18 protein-coding genes and 1 pseudogene are annotated in these 20,814 nt (G+C 71.3%); 10 read left to right on the forward strand and 9 right to left on the reverse strand.

Translation table 11 applies throughout. From position 1 onward, the window contains the following. Positions 1 to 39: 39 nt before the first annotated feature. Positions 40 to 744: a hypothetical protein gene (locus tag ACIBAF_RS16355; RefSeq protein WP_399463882.1), complete on the reverse strand. Its 705-nt coding sequence runs from the start codon at positions 742 to 744 to the stop codon at positions 40 to 42. Positions 745 to 919: 175 nt separating this feature from the next. On the opposite strand from ACIBAF_RS16355, the gene ACIBAF_RS16360 reads away from it, so the two are divergent. Then, positions 920 to 1,192 (forward strand): hypothetical protein, encoded by a 273-nt coding sequence (locus tag ACIBAF_RS16360; protein WP_399463883.1) that lies wholly within the window; start codon positions 920 to 922, stop codon positions 1,190 to 1,192. Between the two features lie 32 nt (positions 1,193 to 1,224). Here the strand turns inward: ACIBAF_RS16360 and ACIBAF_RS16365 are convergent, their stop codons facing one another. The 3 genes from ACIBAF_RS16365 to ACIBAF_RS16375 form a co-directional block, all read right to left on the reverse strand. Next, the gene (locus tag ACIBAF_RS16365) at positions 1,225 to 2,271 is read right to left on the reverse strand and encodes a cytochrome P450 (RefSeq protein ID WP_399463884.1); all 1,047 of its coding nucleotides are present in this window, start codon (positions 2,269 to 2,271) and stop codon (positions 1,225 to 1,227) included. Positions 2,272 to 2,374: 103 nt separating this feature from the next. Next, positions 2,375 to 2,455, reverse strand: a complete 81-nt coding sequence (locus ACIBAF_RS16370; protein WP_399464034.1) for a tryptorubin family RiPP precursor — start codon at positions 2,453 to 2,455, stop codon at positions 2,375 to 2,377. Between the two features lie 193 nt (positions 2,456 to 2,648). Beyond that, the gene (locus ACIBAF_RS16375) at positions 2,649 to 5,648 is read right to left on the reverse strand and encodes a carbohydrate binding domain-containing protein (protein WP_399463885.1); all 3,000 of its coding nucleotides are present in this window, start codon (positions 5,646 to 5,648) and stop codon (positions 2,649 to 2,651) included. Positions 5,649 to 5,849: 201 nt separating this feature from the next. Between ACIBAF_RS16375 and ACIBAF_RS16380 the strand changes: the two genes are divergently transcribed. Both ACIBAF_RS16380 and ACIBAF_RS16385 read left to right on the forward strand, forming a co-directional pair. Continuing rightward, positions 5,850 to 6,182, forward strand: a complete 333-nt coding sequence (locus ACIBAF_RS16380) for a hypothetical protein (RefSeq protein ID WP_399463886.1) — start codon at positions 5,850 to 5,852, stop codon at positions 6,180 to 6,182. Positions 6,183 to 6,330: 148 nt separating this feature from the next. Beyond that, positions 6,331 to 7,167, forward strand: coding sequence for a chitosanase (locus tag ACIBAF_RS16385; RefSeq protein ID WP_399463887.1), 837 nt, complete (start codon positions 6,331 to 6,333; stop codon positions 7,165 to 7,167). Here the strand turns inward: ACIBAF_RS16385 and ACIBAF_RS16390 are convergent. The 3 genes from ACIBAF_RS16390 to ACIBAF_RS16400 all read right to left on the reverse strand — a co-directional run bounded on the left by ACIBAF_RS16390 (position 7,155) and on the right by ACIBAF_RS16400 (position 9,780). Further along, complete coding sequence (locus ACIBAF_RS16390) at positions 7,155 to 8,432, reverse strand: acyltransferase family protein (RefSeq protein ID WP_399463888.1); 1,278 nt, start codon at positions 8,430 to 8,432, stop codon at positions 7,155 to 7,157. The genes ACIBAF_RS16385 and ACIBAF_RS16390 overlap by 13 nt on opposite strands. A gap of 74 nt (positions 8,433 to 8,506) precedes the next feature. After that, on the reverse strand, positions 8,507 to 9,136 hold the full coding sequence (locus ACIBAF_RS16395; protein WP_399463889.1) for a hypothetical protein: 630 nt from the start codon (positions 9,134 to 9,136) through the stop codon (positions 8,507 to 8,509). Further along, entirely contained in the window at positions 9,133 to 9,780 is a 648-nt protein-coding gene (locus ACIBAF_RS16400; RefSeq protein ID WP_399463890.1) for an RNA polymerase sigma factor, read from the reverse strand. The genes ACIBAF_RS16395 and ACIBAF_RS16400 overlap by 4 nt, the downstream gene beginning before the upstream one ends. Before the next feature lie 121 nt (positions 9,781 to 9,901). On the opposite strand from ACIBAF_RS16400, the gene ACIBAF_RS16405 reads away from it, so the two are divergent. After that, on the forward strand, positions 9,902 to 10,447 hold the full coding sequence (locus ACIBAF_RS16405; RefSeq protein WP_399463891.1) for a hypothetical protein: 546 nt from the start codon (positions 9,902 to 9,904) through the stop codon (positions 10,445 to 10,447). Between the two features lie 66 nt (positions 10,448 to 10,513). Further along, positions 10,514 to 10,963, forward strand: a complete 450-nt coding sequence (locus ACIBAF_RS16410; protein ID WP_399463892.1) for an ATP-binding protein — start codon at positions 10,514 to 10,516, stop codon at positions 10,961 to 10,963. Positions 10,964 to 10,984: 21 nt separating this feature from the next. Here ACIBAF_RS16410 and ACIBAF_RS16415 read toward each other — a convergent pair whose 3' ends face one another. Together ACIBAF_RS16415 and ACIBAF_RS16420 are read right to left on the reverse strand one after the other, a co-directional pair. Beyond that, entirely contained in the window at positions 10,985 to 11,494 is a 510-nt protein-coding gene (locus ACIBAF_RS16415; protein ID WP_399463893.1) for a molybdenum cofactor biosysynthesis protein, read from the reverse strand. 38 nt (positions 11,495 to 11,532) lie between these two features. After that, entirely contained in the window at positions 11,533 to 12,858 is a 1,326-nt protein-coding gene (locus tag ACIBAF_RS16420) for an alpha/beta fold hydrolase (RefSeq protein ID WP_399463894.1), read from the reverse strand. Between the two features lie 279 nt (positions 12,859 to 13,137). Here ACIBAF_RS16420 and ACIBAF_RS16425 point away from each other — a divergent pair. From ACIBAF_RS16425 to ACIBAF_RS16445, 5 genes and pseudogenes are all read left to right on the forward strand, one after another. Further along, positions 13,138 to 14,106 (forward strand): annotated as a pseudogene (locus ACIBAF_RS16425) (AraC family transcriptional regulator); the annotation flags it as partial. A 379-nt stretch (positions 14,107 to 14,485) separates the two neighbouring features. Next, the gene (locus tag ACIBAF_RS16430) at positions 14,486 to 16,036 is read left to right on the forward strand and encodes an MFS transporter (RefSeq protein ID WP_399463895.1); all 1,551 of its coding nucleotides are present in this window, start codon (positions 14,486 to 14,488) and stop codon (positions 16,034 to 16,036) included. A gap of 85 nt (positions 16,037 to 16,121) precedes the next feature. Then, positions 16,122 to 17,012 (forward strand): DUF1932 domain-containing protein, encoded by an 891-nt coding sequence (locus ACIBAF_RS16435; RefSeq protein WP_399463896.1) that lies wholly within the window; start codon positions 16,122 to 16,124, stop codon positions 17,010 to 17,012. An 11-nt stretch (positions 17,013 to 17,023) separates the two neighbouring features. Beyond that, positions 17,024 to 17,470 carry a hypothetical protein gene (locus ACIBAF_RS16440; RefSeq protein WP_399463897.1) on the forward strand — a complete coding sequence of 149 codons (447 nt, stop codon included), beginning with the start codon at positions 17,024 to 17,026 and terminating at the stop codon, positions 17,468 to 17,470. Positions 17,471 to 17,753: 283 nt separating this feature from the next. After that, positions 17,754 to 20,786, forward strand: a complete 3,033-nt coding sequence (locus ACIBAF_RS16445; protein WP_399463898.1) for a glycosyl hydrolase — start codon at positions 17,754 to 17,756, stop codon at positions 20,784 to 20,786. The last annotated feature ends 28 nt before the right edge of the window (positions 20,787 to 20,814 follow it).

Here is a 20,814-nt window from a genome sequence, read left to right on the forward strand (position 1 = left end):
GCGCGGACGGCGGAACCGGGCGGCCGAGGCCGCCGGGCCTCACGTACGCCGAGGCGTGGGGACGACCCCGCCCGCGACCTGGGCCAGGGGAGTGCCGCGCGCCCACAGTCGAAGTCGGGGGCCGTCGATCAGACAGGTGCGGCCCTCGCGCGCGGCCCACACCTCGTCCCGGTGCGTGAACGTGCCCCGGTGCACCACGAGTCGCAGCGCGGGACCGGCCCGGCCCCGCGCCCGCATCCGCGCCCGGCAGGAGCAGGCCGACTCCTCGTCGGGCAGCGGCTCGGCCACCGGACGGAACGCCACGTCGAGCAGCAGACCCCGGCCGTCACGGGCGGCGAGATGGAGGGCGTCGTGCCGAGGGGGCGGCAGCACCCGCCACCCGTCCCGCCGGAGCATCCGGGCCACCGCGACCACCAGCGCGGGCATGTCCAACTCGGCCAACTCCTCGGCGGTGTAGTACCCACCGCGCCGCCGGGCCGGCCGCCGGGACCGACGCCGTACGACGACGGCGGCGACCGCGAGCGGCACGAGGAGCAGCGCGCCGGCCGGGCCGCCGAACGTACGGGAGACCAGTGCGACTCCGGCGACCGCGGCGCACGCGACGACGAGCAGGACGGCGAGGGCCGGCAGCACCTCGGGTAATCGCGGCCCGTCGCGGCCCGACGCCCGCAGCTCACGCACGGTCCGCCGACGCCGGACCCGCGCCGACTCCCCGGCCGGCGCCCGCTCCCGCCTGCGTGCCATCAGGGTCGGCCCCCCCACCCCTCACACAACGACGTGTAAGCGGTGGATACCCGCTGAGTCGGGACATGCCCTCGGACGCCACGCTTCCGCCACCGTCTTGGCCGAAGAACGCCGCCGGAGGCCGAAGCGCGACGGCGCCGGGCCGTTGTCAGTGGTGGATGACAAGCTGCTGGTCATGGACGAGGTTGAGTTCTTGCGGGGCCGGGTCTACGGCGCCGACCACGACGACGCCGGCCCCCGCCCGGACCGCCGGTACGCGCACCTGGTGGGCGGCCCGCTGGACGGGCTGCTGCTGGACATCACGGACCGCTTGGACCACGAACTGCGCGAGGTGGCGCTGACCACGGAGATAGGCCGCTACGGGCCCGGCGGCCACGCCCTGTACGAGCGGCGCGGCGCCGCCGATCGCCGGTTCGACTGGCGCGGCGATGCCCCGGGCACCCCCTGACCATCCGGCCCATGAACTCCCCCTGCTCTTCGCTACCTGGAGAGCATGCGTACGTCGACCACACCCATCAGGCCGGCCAGCGGAACCCTGGCCGCCGTCTGCCGGGGGTCGGGTGCGAGTCCGTTGTGCCGGGCGATGTCGAGCAGCCGCTCCGCCAGCGGCAGCACCATGTGCCGTCCCCAGCAGCGTTCGCTCGCATGCCCGAAGGGGAGGTATCCGGGAGTGGTGTCCGGGTCGAGGTCGTGCCACCGCTCGGGGCGGAAGACATGGGGGTCGTCCCACAGCGCGGGGTCTCGGTGGGACAGCAGCGGCAGCATGAGGACGTCGTCCTCGGCGCCGATGCGCTCGTCGAGGGCGGTGAACTCGGGGGAGGCGACCCGCAACACGTTCCAGGACACCGGCAACAGCCGCAGCGACTCGTGGACGATGTGCCGGTTCGGCGTGCCGGGCGCGAAGGGGGCCCCGAGCCACAGCGCGTTCGCGACCAGTGCCGCGACCGTGAAGCACACCGGAGCCGCGGCCCGGCGGTACATGCCCATGGCGTGCCGCCGTTCTCCGTACGTCGGAGCGTCGGCGGTGCACGCGCCGAGCCGTGAGGTGCGTGCGAGCGCCCCGCCCCGGCCCGGCAGTCCGGCCCCCACGCCGATGACCGTCCAGGTCAGCTTGGGCGTCCACTCCAGCCGCCGGTCGACGAGAACCTTGAGCCGGCGGGGGTCACGCCCGAAGACGGTGTCCCGCAGGTAGGTGTGCGCCACCCGCGGCCAGGTCCCGGAGAGGTCGGCGGACAGATCGGTGGGTTCGGCGAGCGCCGCACGCACGTCCTGGCCCACGGCCCGCATCAAGGCCGAGGCCTCGGTCCGCGGGATCGCCCGGCCGAGCAGGGGCTTGAAGGTGGGCCGTTCGAAGTCGTTCGCCGGCCGGCTCGCCATGACCTGCTCGATGAGTCCGGCCGAGCCGACGCCCACCGTGCCGGAATCGAGCCGGAACACCTCGTCCCCGAGGTGTTCGTCCAGCAGGGAACGGATCCGCGGGGCGAATTCGACTCTGCGGCGCTGGGTGAGAGAGAGCGACGACGGCATGGTGTCTCCACATCGAAGCGACGGACCTTGGGCGGTGTGCGCCCGCCGTCCCCGTCACCGGCGACGGCGGGCGCACACGCTTTCTCACCTGTTCAACGGCGGCTCAGTACCAGAGGTACCAGGCGTACGCCTTGAGGCTCTTCTCGCTGACGATCTTCCTTTTCAGTGCCCCGAACATCTTCATGGAATACCTCCATCGCAAGGGAAGTGACGCTGAATCGGAAACGAGTAGAGCCGCCGGGTCGACGAGGCGTCAACGGTGATCGGAAACACGCGATGTGATCACGCCAGAATGTCCGTCGCAGGTGTGAAAACGGGAGTGCACTGCCAGTCGAAAAGCCGTGCACTCTCGGATAAACGGGCGGCCGTATTCGATGCTATTTCAGATAGGGTCCGTCGGCGCCGACCTTTCCGGGCCCGTTCAGCACGTACACCCGCAGATTTCCCTTGCCGGGTGCGGCCACCGACAGGGAGCCGTTCGAGACGGTCTTCACATCGCCGGTGACGGCGTCCCTGTACGTGCCGTTCGGGATGCCGGTGAAGCTCGCCGCACCGGTGACCGTGACCAGCGCGAAACTGTCCGTGCTCCCGCTGGTGTAGCGGCGCTTGAACGCCATCTGGCCGCTGATCCCGTCGGTCGAGTACTGACCCGTCTGCAGGGCCGGCACCGCCCGGCGGATCTGGTTGAGCCGCTGGAGGTGTTTGACCAACGGCTGGGCCAGGGTCGTGGCGATCGTCCCGCTCGCGCTCGCGACCGTGCCGAAGTCCGAGGCCGTGACGGAACCGGCCAGGTGGTCGCCGAAGTACGCGCGCCCGGTGGACGCCAGCGGGCAGGTCGGCCCGCAGTCGATCTGCTTGCCCTTCTGGAACTCGATCTCCGAGCCGTAGTACAGCGTCGGAATGCCGCGGAAGGTCCACATCAGCGCCATGTTCTCGGCCCAGGCGTCGGTGCCCCCGCTGTAGCGCGTGCTCGACTTGTTCGGGCCGTAGTCGTGACTGTCCACATAGACCACGTTGTAGGTCGCGTCGTTGACGCTGTCGTCAGAATCCTTGCCGTTGCTGAAGGCGTTCTGCGCGTCACCGAAGTTCATGTGCATGCGCATGTCGATGATGTTCATGCCGGAGAACAGACTGCGGTCGGGCGTGTGGTAGCTGTTGCCGCTCAGGAAGGCGTTGGCCGACGTCGGCTGATTTCCGGTGCCGAGGTCGTTCTCGTAGGTGAACTGCTCGATGGCCGCCTTCTCGTCGTCGGCGCTGTACTCCTTGCGCTCCTTCCAGGTGAAGAACTGCGCCGAGTGGTTCACGGACCCGCGGTTCCATTTGTCGTTGACGAAGGCGCCGACCTCTCCGAAGACGAAGAAGTTCCGTGCCGCGTCCGCGCCGAACTTCTGGGTGACCCGGTCGTAGATGGCCGGCAGGAAACGGCGGTTCCAGGTGACGCGCGGGATGTGGACGGCCGTGTCGATCCGGAAGCCGTCGACGCCCATGTCGATGTACTTGTCGTAGGCGCCGATCAGGTAGTTCTGCACGGGCGTCGACTCGGTGTCGAAGTCCGCCAGGTCCTCGTGCAGCCAGCAGGACCGGGAGTCCTCGCCCTCCCAGTTGCCGATCCAGCACTGGTGGTAGTACGCCTTCGGGAACATGCCCGAAGTGGGGCTCGGCCACTGGCAGTTGTAGAGGGTGTAGCCCTCGGCGCTCTTGCCTCCGGTGGGCTTGCCCCAGTTCAGGCAGGTGTTGCCGGTCGGCTCGGCGGTCGACCACAGGTCGCCGTTGTAGTACGACTTCCCTGACTTCGGCTCCACGGTCAGGCCGTCGTACTCGAAGCCCTCGGCCTTCTCGTCGTAGTACCAGCTCCACTGCGTGTCCCGGACCCCGTACACGGTCGGGGTGAACAGACCCTTGGCGCCCCAGCGCGAGCTGTGGTTGTAGACGACGTCCTGGTAGATCTTCATGCCCTTGGCGTGGGCCGCGTTGATCAGGTCCTGGTAGGAGGCGCCGGCGGACTCCAGCCGCGGGTCGACCTTGTAGAAGTCGTAGCCGTGGTAGCCGTGGTAGTCGTAGTCCGAGCGGTTGAGGACCACGGGTGTGATCCAGACCGCCGAGAAGCCGAGGGCCTTGATGTAGTCGAGCTTGTCGACCAGGCCCTTGAAGTCCCCGCGGAACATGGGGTCGTTGTCGGCCGCGTTCCCGGACTTGACGTGCTGGCTGCCGCCGCGGTCGTTGGCCGTGTCACCGTCGTAGAAGCGGGCGGTGAGCACGAAGTAGATGGGGTCCTTGCGCGGGTCCGTGCCCAGCGGGGCGCCGGACGCGGGGGCCGGGGCGCGCTCGCCGGTCGTCGCCGTCACCGGGGTGGAGGCGGGAGAGGTGTTCCCGGCCGCGTCGAGAGCCTTCACCGTGTACGTGTAGGCGGTCTTCTCCTCCAGCCCCGACTCGGAGAGGACCGTGGAGCCGACATCCGTGACCACCGTTCCCGAGGCGCCGCCGGTCCGGGTGACCTGATACTTGGTCACCCCCTTGTTGTCGGTGGCCGCGTCCCAGCTCACCACCACCGACGTGCCGGTGGCGCTCGCCGTGACCTTGGCGGGGGCCGTCGGAGGTTCCGTGTCGGGGGCCTCCGTCGCGCAGGGGTTCGCGGCGCCGGAGGTGACCGTGCGGTCCTTCACGGTCGTGGCGCCCAGCGGGATCGTGTAGTCGGCGCTGTTGTTGTTGTCCCAGACCCCGTTGCCGTTGTTGAAGGCGGCCTTGAGGGACGTGGCCGTGCCGATGTCCAGCGTCCGCTTCCACCAGCCGGTGCAGGCGCTCTCCATGCCGACCCCGGGGACGGCTGTCCAGGAACCGCCGGCCGGGGCGTAGTGGATGTTGGCGGTGGTCCACCCGGTGGCGGCCGTGGAGTAGTAGACGGTCGCCTGGTTGCCCGACCCCGACCCCGACCCCGAGCCGGTGTCGGCGCACGGGTCGCTGTGGGCGATCACCCCGTCCTTGACGGTGACCGTCCCCGTGCCCAGGGCGTAGTTGTTGCCGCCGTTGTTGTCCCAGGTGCCGCTGCCGTTGTTGAACGTGGCCTGCAGCCCCGTGCCCGAGCCGAGGTCGACGGTCTGCTTCACCCAGTCGGTACAGGCGGCTTCCATCCGCACACCGGGGACGGTGGTCCAGGAGCCGCCGTCGGGGGCGTAGTGGAGGTAGGCGGCGGGCCAGTTCTTCGTCTTCGTGTAGTAGAAGACGGTCGCCGTGTTGGATGCGGCAGCGGTCGGCTGAAGGGGGACGGGATCGGAGTCGGACGGTCCCGTGAGGAGTCCGAACAGTCCGGCCGTCGCCACGGCGACGGCGAGCGGACGTGGCGGGGTGCGTCTACGGGACGTCTTCGGTGCGCGGCTCATGGCCTCTCCCGGTGCGGGCAGCGAAGGAAGGGAGTCGCCATGAAAGAACAACCGGCAACTTCCTGAAAGGACTTGCGAACTTGCGAACGGAAGTTACAGGGCCATGACACTTGCGTAAAGGGATCGCACAGGAAGGGGGCGGGCGGCTGCTCGGCGACCGGAACGGTGGCTTCCATCGCGGGAGGGTGATCAAATGTGCGAATGTCTACAGGATCCACACCCGTCACTCACGCGGCGACCACCGCGCCGGCGGTCCGTCACGGCTGGCACAAGCTGCTTTTCGGTCTCTTCCTGCTGGGTCGCGCTACCCGTATCCCGGCCGCGATGGACGGTGCGACGGGGGCGACCCCGTCGGGCTGGTGGTATGTGCTGTGGGAGGTGCTCGCCCTGGTGCTGGCCGCCTTCGCGGTGAGTGAGTGGGAGATCCTCAACGCCGCGTCCTGGCGTATGCCCGCGTCGCAGTGGGTCTGCATGGTCATCTTCCACATCGGCCTCACCGGGTTCCTGGTCTCCGTCGTGATCCGACTCCTGTAGCTCTGCGCCCGCGTGACAGCGGGTCAGTTTGTTCGATCGCACGAACATGGCTTCGATGGGTTACTTCTGTCGCCCGGCCCTGATAGGAAACTTTCCTGTCAGTCGCAGTGCAGAGTCACCCACCCCCCACTCCTCACCTGGAGCCACTGTGGTGCACACGTCCCGGCCGGTCGACGGCCCCGCCCCCACCTCCCGCCGCTTCTTCCTCGCCCTCACCGGCGCCCTGGCGGCCGCCCCGCTGCTCGGCGCCCACCCGGCGACCGCGGCCCCCGCAGCCAAGGGCCTCGACGACCCGGCGAAGAAGGAGATCGCCATGAAACTGGTGTCGAGCGCGGAGAACTCCTCGCTCGACTGGAAGGCGCAGTACCGGTACATCGAGGACATCGGCGACGGCCGCGGCTACACCGCCGGCATCATCGGTTTCTGCTCCGGCACCGGTGACATGCTCGACCTCGTACAGCTCTACGCCGACCGCAAGCCCGGCAACGTCCTCGCCAAGTACCTGCCCGCCCTGCGCGCCGTCAACGGCACCGACTCGCACGCCGGCCTCGACCCGAACTACCCGAAGGACTGGCGCAAGGCCGCCCAGGACACGGCGTTCCAGCAGGCCCAGAACGACGAACGCGACCGCGTCTACTTCAACCCGGCCGTCCGGCAGGGCAAGACGGACGGGCTGCGCGTCCTGGGCCAGTTCGCCTACTACGACGCCATCGTCATGCACGGCGACGGCAGCGACTCCACCAGTTTCCGCAACATCCGGCGGCGCGCGCTGACCAAGGCGAAGCCGCCGGCCCAGGGCGGCGACGAGACGACGTATCTGAACGCCTTCCTCGACGCCCGGGTCTGGGCCATGAAGCAGGAGGAGGCGCACAGCGACACCAGCCGCGTCGACACCGCCCAGCGCGTGTTCCTGCGCAAGGGCAACCTCGACCTGGACCCGCCCCTGGACTGGAAGGTGTACGGCGACAGCTATCACATCGGCTGAGCGGCTCTGGGCGGGTCCGGCCGACAGCGTCGCGCCAGCCTGCGGCCCCATGCCTGGCCCGGTACCTCGACGTAGCGGTGGGTCAGTGCGCACAGCGGCAGCAGCACGGCGAAGAACGCCAGCTCGAGCACGGGACTGTCCTGCCGCCACCGGCCGATCGTGCCGTCGGTCACCGCCAGCAGCACGGGATGCAGCAGGTAGACCGAGTAGCTGATCGTTCCCAGTCCGATCAGCCGGCGCGGTAGGCGCCGGTGGCGCGCGGCCAGTCCCGCGCCGAAGGTGAGCACGGCCAGCAGGAACGCCAGGATCCAGCCCCGCCGTGTGAAATGCGAGTCGTCGCCCTGCCCGTACGCACTCCCCACGGCGCACACGAGCACCACCGCGGCGATGCCGACCGTGCGCCGCCAACTGCTCTGGCCGTGCTCGGCCCGGTGGACGGCGGTGCCGAGGAACATCACGGAGAGGATCACCAGCCCCTCCCACATCGGCACCGTGCCGTTGAAGGCGACCAGCACGAGCGCGGACACCCCGCCCAGCACCCCGCCGGCCACCCGCAGCGCGGGAGACCCGGCGCTCGCGCAGCAGACGGCGAGCACCATGGCGGCCGAGGTGAGCGCGATCAGCGGGCCGGCGCCGACCGCACCGGAGAGCGCCGAGGCCGGCAGCGTGACCCGCGCTGTCGCGCTCACGGCGGCGAGCACGGCGAGGGTGACGGCGACCGCCGCCGACCGCTGGTGCCGACCGACCGTGAAGAGGGCGACGACCAGCAGATAGAAGGCCATCTCGTAGGAGAGCGTCCACAGGACGACCAGGACGCTCGGTGTCCCCAGCAGCTCTTGGAGCAGGGTGACATGGGCGACGGCCACGGTGGCGAGGCTCTGTCGGCCCAGGCCGTCGCGCAGTTCGGCGATGCCGAGGAGATTCAGGACGAGGAACCCGGTGACGGCCGCCGCCCACAGCGGGTACATGCGGAAGACCCGTCCGATCCAGAAGGACCTAACACAGCCCCGGCGCTCCAGCGACGCGGGGATGATGTAGCCGCTCACCAGGAAGAACACCATGATGCCGTACCGGCCGAGGTTGAACTGCGGCATCACTTCCCGCCGGAACTCCGGCAGGAACGCCGACGACGAGTGGTCGAGCACCACGACGAGTGCGGCGATCCCGCGCAACGCGTCGAGCCAGCCCAAGCGCGAGGCGGGTGACCGGGTGATCGCGGAGGGTGACGGCTCCGGTGATGGACGGATGACGAGCGGGGATTCCATGTGCAGACCGGGTTCTGTGCGGTGAGGGGTGCGGTGAAGCGTTCGCTGAGGTGTGCTGTGAGCCGGGACGGGCCCTACTCGTCGGGCAGCGTGAGCTTCAGCGGAACGCAGGGCTTGGCCTCGCTCTTGCTCGCGTAGAGCTCGACCGCGCGCGGCCGCGACATGCCTTTCATGTTCTCGAAGGCGAGCACATTGCCCCGGCGCAAGGTGAAGTCCCAGCCGGCCTTGATCGCGATGCCGGGGACCACGTTCCCGGTTCGCCTTTCGATCACCGGGAACGGGGTGAACTTGCTGCGCTCGCAGACATAGCCGGGCGCCAACACGTCAATCGTCACCTCGATGCCCCACGGACGCACCTTCGTCGCCAGTTCGCGCTGGGCGTCGATCCCGATGGTCTGGTCCTTGACGGTGAGCTCGACGGTGCCGTCCCCGTGCCGCTCCACCGCGAACGCCGCCGAGTCGGCCGACGAGCCGGGTACCACCGCCATGCCGAGCCAGGCCGCCGCGCAGGCCGCCGCGACGAAGGCCATCCGGCGGGGAGCGGGCAGACGGAGCACGGAAACCCTCGTCCAGCCAGCCCTCGTCCAGCCCCGGCCCGCTCCGACCCCGGTCGGTTCGGTCCGGGACACGCCGGCCTCGCGCAGCTCGATCTCCTTCTTGAGCTCGTCCAGGAGCCGGTCCTCGAACGTCGGCCTCGTGCTCATGCTTCCCCCCTTGCGATGTACAGCGTCGATGCGTCCGGCGTCGTGGCTTGCGTGGAGCTCGTTCCGGCGGCCGTCGGGTTCGCCTCCGCGGTCTCGGCGTCCGCCTCCCTGCGCAGCGTCTTGCGCGCCCGGTGCAGTCGTACGCGGGCCGTGACCTGGCGTATGCCCAGCGCGGCCGCCGCCTCGGTGACCGTCAGCTGGTCCACCGCGATCAGCTCCATGACGGCCCGCTCGCCCTCGGGAAGCCTGGCCAGCGCGGCGAGGGCGCGCCGCCCCGGGCTCTCCGCGTCGAGTCTGTCCTCGATGCGGACGATGTCGTCGGCCTCCAGCAGCCTCCGCCCGGAGAAACGCAGGTCGCGCTCGGCCTCCCGGGCGACCCGGCGACGCTCCGACGACACCACATTGCGTGCGATCCCGAACAGCCAGGCCGTCTCACTGCCGAGGTGCGGCCGGTAGGAGTGAGCCGAGTGCAGGACGGTCAGGAAGATCTCCGCCGTCAGATCGGCCGCGGTGTGCGGGTCGTCGACCCGGCGGGCCACGAAACGCAGCACCGCGTCCACGTGGCGCCGATAGAACTCCTCGAAGAGCTCCGGGTCGCGCACCGCCGCGGCGGGCCCACTCCGTAACCGTTCCGCGCCAGCCACAGGCGTCTCCTTCCACCGGGTTCGTCAAAGGCACTACACCTGTTCTTGGAACGCGGCGCGAAAAGCGTTACAGAAGTCCACGACAGAAGGTGAGTCCCTATCCGTGCTGGCCCTGTCAGGAATGGCGGTTCTGTTCGCAAGTCCCCTGTGGTGCATCGCGATCGTCGTCAAGCTCATCTCCGCCGCCCTTCCCGGACGGCGGCCGGACTGGGCCGTGGACCTGCTGCGCTGGTCGGCCGGCATGGCGGTCGCGGCGGCCGTCGGCTGCTATCTGCTGGGCGCCGGAGCGGTGGCGCTGTCCGTGCACGAGTCGCAGTCCGGCGCCGACTCGTCTCCAGCGCCCGACTGCCGTGGGCAGGACGTCCCGCGGGACACCGTCCTGCGCCTCGTCACCCATCGGGCCTCCTACTTCCCGCCGGGCTTCGACTGCGTCCTCGACGACGGCACTGCCTACGAGAGCAGCGGCGCCTACGACACGACGAACACGCTCGTCCTCGTCTTCGCCGGCGCGGCCGGCGCCCTCGCCGTGTCGGCCAGGTTTGCGGCGGCGCGCCGAGCCCGGGACGAGGCCGCGGCAGGCCAGGACGACGGCCGGGACGACCGCCGGGACGACGCAGCGGACAGTAGCCGAAACGGTGAGCGGGTGAGTGGTGCGCCTGGGGCGTAGGGGGGCGTAGGGGGCGTGTTCGCGGGTAGTCGCGCCGATATGAACGGGGTAGTGAAGGCGGTCCGGATGGCAGGTGTCCCGCCCGACCAGGGTTTTTCCGCATCCGACGGGACCCCTGCCGAGACGACGGTGGCACTGGACGGCAAGGACGGTTGTATCGCCCGGGCGCGGAAGCTCACGGGCGACTTCCTCACCCGCGTCCGGCGCCCGGGCGGTCCGCCCGTGTCGGTGGGGGCCGTGGACCTGTCCCAGCTCGTGGTGAGCGAGCTGGTCACCAACGCCCTCAGATACGCGCCCGGGCCGGTCCTGCTGCAACTGCGTGTCACCGGTGGCACGGTGGAGATCGCCGTCTGGGACAGCGATCCGGTGCTGCCGGCGCCCCGCGCACCGGATCCGACGCGGGTCGGCCAGCACGGCCTGGAGATCGTGCGGGCCGTGGCGGATGACTTCGAGGTCGTACGGGCGCCGGTGGGCAAACGGATCGTCGCCCGACTGGGCCTGACCGACGCCCGATGAGGCGTCCCGCCCCTTCCGGTCTCAGGCCCGGACGGCGGACGCGTCGACGACGTCGAACGTAGCCCGGCCCAGGACTAGCACGCCGTCCGACAACGGCATGCACCGCACGCCCCCTTTTCCGCGCAGGGCGCGCTGGGCGCCGGGGCCGACGGTGACGTCCAGCCACGCGCAGGGCCGCGCCGGGCGGTTCACGGCGAACGCCACGGGGCCGGCCGCGCCGTCGAGCACGACGGTCGAGCCGACGTAGGCGTCGATGTCGACGCCGCGCAGCAGGACGTTCCGGCGCGTCTGCGGGAGACCGACGGCCGCGTCGATGTGCCGCGGGAGGTTCTCCGCGGACATGAGGGTCACCGACGCGTCCTTGTGGGCCGGGCGGCCGAAGTAGCGGTCGCCGACCAGCCCGAGTTCGCGACGGACCTGGACCTCCCGCACGAGCTCGTCGTCCGGGCCGTCCGACGGCCCGGACGCGGGCCGCCCCGCGAACCGGTGCGACGCCGACACCAGCAGCTCCACCACCTCGATCTCGGTCATGGAACCAGCCTAGATGCGGCGCCGCCCGGCTCGGGAGGTCACGGCAGGAGGGGGAGGGCGGCGCAGTTGGAGTGGGCCGGTCGGCCGTTGAGCCGGTCGGTGAGCCAGGAGATCGCGTCGCCCTGGTCGACGAGCAGCGGCGTGAAGTGGTTGATCAGGGCCCGGCCGACGTTCGGCAGGATCACCGGCTTGTATGTGACGTCGGCGCCCTTGGCGCACCACGCCGCCGCGAGCGAGCGCGCCTGCGCGTGCGGCACCAGATCGTCGGCGGTGCCGGTCGCCAGCCGCACCGGAGACGTCGGTTCGAGGGCGCCGATGCGCTGGTCGGCCAGGAACGCCTTCAGCGCCGGCTCCGACTGGACGACGGCGCCGATGGACCGCCCGTCCGTCGTCCAGGCGGTGCTGCGCGCCGAGTTGTAGGCGAGGAGGGCGTCGCCCACGCACATCGTCGACAGGTCCTTGAGCGCGGCGCGGCCGGCCGCGTTGAGGTGCGCGTCGGCGATCGGCTCGAGAGCGGGGTCGGACTCCAGGAACCCGTTCACCGCCCAGCCCAGCGCTCCGGCCAGATCGCTGCCGTCGATGGCCTTGGTGACGGAGACCAGGTCGGCGGGCGGCGCCCCGGCATAGGTTCCGGCGAGGGTGACGTCGGGGGCGTAGGAGGGCTGCAGTTCGGCGGCGGCCGCGGTGGCCCCGCCGCCCTGGCTGTAGCCGAACAGCGCCACCCGGGAGCCGGCCCTCAGCGACGTACCGTCGAGGGCGCGGGCCGCGCGGACGGCGTCCAGGACGGCGTGCGCCTCGTCGACCCGGTTGACGTAGGTGTGCAGTCGGTCCGTCGAGCCCAGCCCGGTGTAGTCCGTGACCACGACGGCGATGCCCCGGGCGAGGAGACGGTAGATCGCCAGGTCCTCGTAACCGACGGACAGTGTCTGGCCGTTGACCAGGAGCGGGTGTTCGAGGCCGAGAGAGGCCGAGCACTGGTCGCCCTGGCCCATGGTGCCGGGGGCCACGGCGACCAGCGGCCGCGCTCCGCTGCCCGTCCAGCGGGCCGACGGCTCGATGTAGGCGCCGGTGACCGCCATGGGCCGGCCGGCGGAGTCCGTGGACTTGTACATCAGCCGGGTCGCCGTGCCGGGCAGTGGTCCGTCGACGCCCGGCAGGCTCAGCGCGAGGGGCAGCGGCTCGGAGCGGACCAGGGCGCCGTCGGCCGCCGGGAGCGTGGCGGGCGGGTTGTAGAACGTGGGGATGGTGACGCCGCGCGAGACCACGGCGTCCGACTGCGCTGTGGCGTCGGCGGGTACGGCGGTGACGCCGAGGCAGGCGGCCGCGGTGACGGCTGCGGCCAGCAGGCGGGTGGGGGTGGGCATGGCGGACCTCCGGAAAGGGGGAGGCCGAGCCTTCGTCTGCGGCTCGGGTGACGGACGGCCCGGTGGGGTACGGGCCGTGACGACCGAGCGGCACGACACCGCGGTCGCCCACCGCAGCCCGCACCGCTCTTAGACGAACTGTCAGGACCGTAGCCGGGGTTCGGTTACCTCGGGTAGCGGTCGGTAGGTTACGGTTCAGTAATATGACTCTCCAGTAGCAAGCCCGGAGCGGTCGCATCGCCGATCGGACCCGCATGCGCGGTGTGATTGACTTGCTCTGTGTTGCATGAGTCGGTGTTCCGCACCAGGGACCTGCCGGTGGGCGATCGGTTCGAGGCGTGGGCGGAGCGCATGGGCAACACCCACGCCCCCATGCACCTCACCAGCGACCGCGCCGCGGATTACCACGGCTTTCAACGCGTGATCGGGCTGGGCGACGTGACGGTGTGGCCGGCCGCCTTCGACCACCTGGTCTTCCGCCGTACGCCGAAACTCGTCCGCCAGTCCGACCCCGAGACCTACCACCTCTCCCTGCTGCTGAAGGGCGAGGGAGCCGCCGACTGGGGCAGACAGCAGGCCGCCTACCGGATGAACGACTTCCACATCAACTCCTCCTCCCGGTCGTGGGACGTGTTCACCGGCTCCGACTCCGTCACCATCGTCGGCCTGGAAGTCCCGCGTGCCCTGGTGGCGGTGCCCGGGCACCGAGCGGACCGGGTGCTGGGGAGCCTCCTGTCGGGCCGCGAAGGGATCGGCGCGCTGCTCTCGCAGTTGCTCCTCCAACTCGTCGCGGACACCTCCCCCTACCAGCCCTCGGACGCACCCCGGTTGGGCACGGTCGTCGCGGACCTGGTCACGGCCCTCTTCGCGCAAGCAGCGGACGCCGACCTCCGGCTCGCGCCGGAGATCCACAGCCGCTCCCTCACCCTCCAGGTCAAGACGTTCATCCGCAGGCGCCTCGGCGACCCGGACCTGACCCCCGCCACGGTCGCCGCCGCGCACCACATCTCCCGCAGCTACCTCTACCGCCTGTTCCAGGCCGAAGGCCTCACCGTCGCCTCCTACATCCGGGACCAGCGACTGGACAACGCCCGCCGCGAGCTCACCGACCCCCGGCTGCGTGCGCTGCCCATCCACGCCGTCGCCGCCCGCTGGGGCTTTCCCCGCGCCGCCGAGTTCACCCGGGCGTTCCGCACCGCCTACGGCCTCCCGCCCAGTGAACTGCGCGAACAGGCGCTGAACGAGGCGCAGACCCCCTACCGCTCAGTCCCGCCGCCCACGGCGCCGGCGGAGGACGCAGCGAAGGACGAAGCGAAGGACGCAGCGAAGGACGAAGCGGTGGACGCTCCGCCAAGCAGGTGTGGACGGTCGGCCAACGACACACCGGGCGTCTCTCCCGCATCCTGGTGATCACCGCGGTGGACGCCGACAACCGCGACAGCCGAGGCCGTGCCAGGACAACAGGGGAGTCCTGGCACGGCCGGGCCCACCCGCCGAGGCCCGCCGGACACGGTGATCGAGTGGTGACGGCCCGGCCTCGGGCGTACCGTCGAACGGTGGACCCGACAGTGGACGCGCCCGTTCACTGACTCCTCCCCAGGGCCCGCTCCCGAGCGGGCGACACGTCATGAGCAGCGTTCCGCAGCCGACCTCAGCACCCGAGACCACCGCCCGGCAAGGCGGTGGCGGTAACGCGATGGCGCTGCTGGTCATCGCGTCGTGCCAGCTCATGGTGGTCCTGGACATCACGATCGTGAACATCGCGCTGCCGGACATCCAGCGCTCCCTGGACTTCTCCACCACAAGCCTGGCGTGGGTGGTCAACGCCTACACCCTCACCTTCGGCGGCCTGCTGCTGCTCGGCGGCCGAACCGGCGACATCCTCGGCAGACGGCGCATGTTCGTCTTCGGAGTCCTGCTGTTCGTGCTCGCCTCCCTGCTCGGCGGACTCGCCCAGAACGAGGCCCAACTCCTCGCCGCGCGCGCTCTGCAGGGCATCGGCGGCGCCATCGCCTCCCCGACCGCGCTCTCCCTGGTCAGCACGACGTTCCGCGAAGGACCCGAGCGCAACCGGGCCTTCGGGGTCTTCGCCGCGGTCTCGGCGGGCGGCGGCGCGATCGGCCTGCTCGCGGGAGGAATCCTCGTCGAGTGGCTGAACTGGCGGTGGGTGCTCTTCGTCAACGTCCCCATCGGACTGCTCATCGCCCTCGCCACACCCCGCTGGATCAGGGAATCCGAACGCCACCCCGGGCACTTCGACCTCACCGGCGCGCTGACCTCCACCGTGGGCATGGTCCTTCTGGTGTACGGGTTCATCAGGGCCGCGCAGGAAGGGTGGCGGGACGCGCTCACGCTGGCGTCGTTCGGCGCGGCCATCGTCGTCCTCGCGGTGTTCGTCCTGGTCGAACGGCGGTCCAGGCAACCGATCACACCCCTGCACATGTTCGCCGACCGCAACCGGGCGGGCACGTACGGGATCATGCTGTGCCTCGCCGCGGCGATCTTCGGCATGTTCTTCTTCCTCACGCTCTTCGTGCAGAACGTGCTCGACTTCAGCCCGCTGGCGACCGGGTTCGCCTTCCTGCCGGTCAGTGCGGTCATCGCGGTCGGCGCCGGGCTGGCCTCGCGGTTCCTGCCCCGGTTCGGCCCCAAGCCCTTCATGGTGGTGGGCGCGATCCTCGCGGCGGCCGGCCTGTCCTGGCTGACCCTGACCGACGTCCACTCCACCTACGCGGGCAGTGTCCTCGGCCCGATCCTGGTCTTCAGCCTCGGCATGGGCATGGAGTTCGTGTCCCTGACCCTGATGGCGCTGTCCAACGTGACCCCGCAGGAGACCGGCGCGGCCTCCGGACTCCTCAACGCCACCCAGCAGGTGGGCGGTTCGCTCGGCCTGTCCATCCTGGTCACGGTGTACGGCACGGCCAGCCGCAACGAGGCGGACCAGCAGATCCCCGACTACCTGGGCCAGGCGACCCCGGCCGAACGCCTGCGCTTCCAGCGCACCGGGCAGCTCCCCGCCCCCTGGTCCGACGAGATCCTCACCGCCGGCGTCTCGGCCGCCTTCGTCATGGCGGCGATCTTCACGGTCCTGGCCGCGCTGATCGCGGTCATGGTGATCCAGGTCCGCCCCTCCGACCTGGAACGCCTCAAGGGCGGCACGGTCCCGGGCGGCGTCTGATCCCGCAGGCGCGACGGGGGACGAGCGGCAACTGCGTGGACTGGTCCGGCCGTGACGAAGCCGTCCGGCGGGTTAGTGTCCGCACATGGGGCATCGAGACGTGGGGATTCTGCACCCCGGAGCCATGGGAGCGCGGGTCGCGGCGCAGGCCGTGGCGGCGGGGGCCGGGGTCCGGTGGCTGGCGGAAGGCCGGTCGGAGGCGACGCGGCGGCGGGCCGCCGAGTTCGGGCTGCGGCCCACCGGCAGCATCGCGGAACTGGCCCGGACGTGCGAGGTCGTCCTCAGCGTGTGTCCGCCCGCCGCCGCGCTCGACGTCGCCCGACAGGTGGCGGCAGCCGGTTTTCGCGGCGTCTACGTCGATGCCAACGCGGTGAGTCCGGAGGGGATGGCCGACATCACCCAGGTGTTCGACGGCACCGGCGTGACGGTCGTGGACGGCGGCATCACCGGACCGCCCCCGCGCGAGGCGGGCACGACCCGGTTGTACCTCTCGGGCGACGACACGGCCGTGGCACGGGTCGCGGCCCTGTTCGACGGCACGGCACTGACCCCGGTCGCCCTGGCGGGGCCGATCGGGCGGGCGTCGGCCCTCAAGCTGGCGTTCGCCGCGTACAACAAGATCTCGTACGCCCTGGCCGCCCACGCCTGCGCGCTGGCCGACGGTCATGGGGTGCTGGACGACCTGCTCGAACTGGCGGAGCAGCTGCTGCCCGGCACCCCACTGGCCGGGATCGAGCAGTTGGCCGCCGCCGGGCCACGGGCCTGGCGGTGGGAGCCGGAGATGCGCGAGATAGCCCGGGCCTGCCGGGGAGTGGACGTACCGGCCGCCTTCGCCGAGGCCGCCGCGCAGACGTTCGGACGGTGGGAGGCCCACAAGGACGACCCGACGGTGACCGGCGGGCAGCTGATCGCCGATCTGGTCGAGGGCGGCCCGGTGTCCACGAAGGGCGAACGGACGAGTTTGCCGTCGGAGTGAGCGGCAACGCGATGTCCATGACTGAACCGAACAAGAAGACGAACGAAGAGGCCGCGGCGGAGCGGCCGACCGCGTCCAAGGCGCGGCGCACCGCGGACAAGGCGACCGCTCCGGCTGCCCGGACCGCGAAGAACGCCGCGACCAAGGCGGACGACGCCGCATCGGCCACGAAGAACGGGGTCGAGCGCTCGACCGAGGCGACGACCGGGGCCGTGCAGAGCGCGGCGCACGGAGCCGTTCGGGGTGTCGAGGCGGGCCGCCAGGCGATCGTCGCCACCTCGGGGCAGGTCGCCGCGACCGCCAGGACGGCCTGGACGGTCGTCGCGCACCGCAAGCTGGTCGCCGCCGGAGTCGGCGCCGGCCTGTCCGCCCTGACGGCCGCCTCGTACGCCGCGGGGCGTCGCGCCGCCCGCCATCCGCACGGCCCCCTCACCCGGCTCACCGGCGGCCGGATCTGACAGCTTGAGCTGATCGTCTCCGCCGCCCCCGCCGTCGTGGGACTCCGCTGCCGCCGCCGCTGCCGTCGCCAACCGGTCCGACTCCGCTGGCCGGTTTCCGGCTCGGAGACTGCGGCGGTGTGCTGCGGTGGGCCTGTCACGGCTGTCGGTCCGTCTGCCGCCCCGCGATGTCGTAGATCTTGACCCTGGTCGGAGCCTGGGCTTAGCGTTCCCGCGTCAAGAGTGATTGAAACGATTCAAAAGCTCGGCGGCGCACACCGCTGACGATGACCAGGGGGCGCTCATGCAGGATCAGGTCGCGCAGGTCGACGGCATGCCACGACGAGCCGTTCTCGCCGCCGGGGCCACGGCGGGCATCGCGGCCGGGATCGCCGCGACCCTGGGCACGGGCACTCCCGCCCTGGCGGCGCCGGACGTCGCCGCAGGACCCGGACCGGCCGCCGACTGGTTCGCGAACCCCGCGCGTGCGGTGCGCCCCAAGTTCCGCTGGTGGTGGCCGGACGGTCTGGTGAACGCCGACGAGATCGCCCGCGAGGTCGACCAGATCGCGGACGCGGGATTCGGCGGCGCGGAGATCGCCGCCGTCCATCACAGCGTCAAGGACAAGTCGGTCCTGGACACCGCGCACCACGGCTGGGGCAGCAGACCATGGCGCGACGGCGTCGAGGCCGCCCTGCGCCGCGCCGCGAGACGCGGCCTCACCATCGACCTCACCCTCGGCCCCAGCTGGCCCGTCGCGGTCCCCGGCGTCACCCCGGACGACGAGGCGGCGGCCAAGGAACTCGTCCACGGCCGGGCCTCGTTGACCGCCGGGACCACCTACCGGGGCCCGGTGCCGCCGCCCGCGCACGCCCCCGCCGCCGGCGTCACCCGGCAGCGGCTCCTCGCCGTGCAGGCCGTCCGTGTCGACCCGGCCAACTCCACCCGCAAGGAGACCGGACTCGACCCCTCCAGCGTCCGCGACCTCACCTCGACCGTCGACGTGGACGGCGCCCTGACGTGGACGGCGCCCGAGACCGGGGACTGGGTGCTGATCTCCTACTGGACCCGCGGCTGCGGCCAACAGCCCGAGTCCGGCCCGCACTCCGCCCCGCCCGCCTACGTCGTCGACCATCTCGACCCGGCCGGCGCCGCAGCCGTCACCGACTACTGGGAGCGGCACCTGCTGACGCCCACCCTGCGAGGCCTGCTGAAGGTGGCGGGCGGCGCCTTCTTCGAGGACTCCGTGGAACTGGAGACGGACGGACTGACCTGGACGACGTCACTGCCGGACGCCTTCGAGAAACACACCGGCAGGCCCCTGCTGCCGTACCTGCCCGCCCTGGTCCTGAGCGGCGGCAACCAGGTGTTCGCCTTCGAGGCGCAGCTGACCCGGCAGATCCGGCACGACTTCTGGGAGACCTTCTCGGACCTGTTCAACCGCCACCACGTCCGCGCGCTGCGGGACTGGGCCCACTCCCTCGGCATGACCCTGCGCGCCCAGCCCTACGGCCTGCAGACCGACGCGATCGCCTCGGCGGCGATCCTCGACATCCCCGAGGGCGAGTCCCTCGGCTTCAAGAACCTCGACGACTTCCGCTGCCTCGCCGGCGGCCGGGACATGGCGGGCCACACCGTCCTGTCCTGCGAGGCGGGCGCCTACAACGGCACCGCCTACAGCACCACCTGGGACCGTTTCCTGCGCACCATGGGCGGCGCCTACGCGGCCGGCGTCAACCAGACCGTCGTCCACGGCTTCTCCTACGCCACCGCCCCCGGCGCGAGCTGGCCCGGCTTCGCCGCCTTCAGCCCGTACAACGGCGGCCCCGGCTACGGCGAATCGTGGGGGCCCCGGCAGCCCGCCTGGCAGCACCTGCCGGACATCGCCGCCTACCTAGGCCGCGTGCACGGGGTGCTCCAGTCCGGGACCGCCCGCGCCGACGTCGCCGTCTTCCGGCAGACCGGCTACGCCGCCACCGGCATCGGAGCCTCCTGGTTCACCGCGACCGGCGTTCCGCTCGGCTGGACCCACCAGTTCCTCAGCGGCCCGCTCCTGGACCTGCCGAGCGCCACCGTCTCCGGCGGCCGGCTCGCCCCGAACGGACCTGCCTACAAGGCCCTGTTCGTCGAGGGCGACTTCTTCTACGGCTCCACCCCCACCCTCGCCCCGGCCGACGCGCTCCGCCTGCTGAGGCTGGCCGAGGACGGGCTGCCGATCGTCCTGCTCGGCGCCTTCGACCAGCCGCTGACCCCGGGCGTCCCGGACGACGGCGACACCGACCGGCTGCACGAGCTCCTCGCCCGGCTGCTCAGCCTGCCCAACGTCGCCAGGATCACCGACAAGGCCGCCGTGGGCGACGCCCTCACCCGTCTCGGGGTCACCCCGGACGTACGCCACGCCACCGCGTCCACGCTCCTGAACGCACACCGCGTCACCCGTGACGCCGACTTCTACTACCTCTGCAACGGCAAGCACGCGGAGACGGTCAAACCGCCGGTGGCCGCGATCGACCACGAGGTGACGCTGCGCCACACCCGCCGGACGCGGGGCGCGGCGACCGTCCCGTACCTGCTGGACCCCTGGACGGGCGAGGTCACGCGGATCGCCCGGTACACCGAGGAACGCGGCGACGTCACCGTGCGCGTCGCCCTCCAGCCCGGGCAGGTGATGATCGTCGCCCTGGGACGTCCGGGACTCTTCGCCGACCGCAACGGCGCCCGACCGCACGCCCTCGCCACGGACGCCCCCGAAGTGCTGTTCGACGGACGGAAGCTGACGGCCCGTTCGGCCACGGCGGGCACGTACACGACACAGCTGTCCTCGGGCCGTACGGTCACCACGACCATCCCCTCCGTGCCCGCCCCGATCACCCCGGGCCGGTGGCAGCTGGACGTCGAGGACTGGCGCCCTGGAGCCACCCCGGCCCGCACCGAGCGCGTCCGCCGCACGCTGCCCCTCGACGCGCTGCTGCCCTGGTCGCGGATCCCGGAACTCGCCGACTCCGCGGGCATCGGCCGCTACCGGACGACGATCGACCTGCCGTCCGACTGGACCTCCTGCCACGGCGCACACCTGGACCTCGGCCAGGTCTCCGACACCGCCCGCGTCACCGTCAACGGCGTCGGCGCGCCACCCGTCGACCGGCTCAGGCCGGTCGTCGACGTCGGCCCCCTCCTCCGGCGCGGCGCCAACGTCATCGAGGTGGAGGTGGCGACCCCCCTCGTCAACCGACTCCGGGTCGCCCAGCCGACCGTCTTCGGCGCCGTCGCCCGCCAGGACCACGGCCTCATGGGCCCGGTACGACTGCTGCCGTACGGGCAGGCCGTGATCGGCTGAAGGGGAGGGGCGGGCGCCGTCTTTCGGA

The organism is Streptomyces sp. NPDC051677 (assembly GCF_044453465.1).
Lineage (GTDB): Bacteria > Actinomycetota > Actinomycetes > Streptomycetales > Streptomycetaceae > Streptomyces.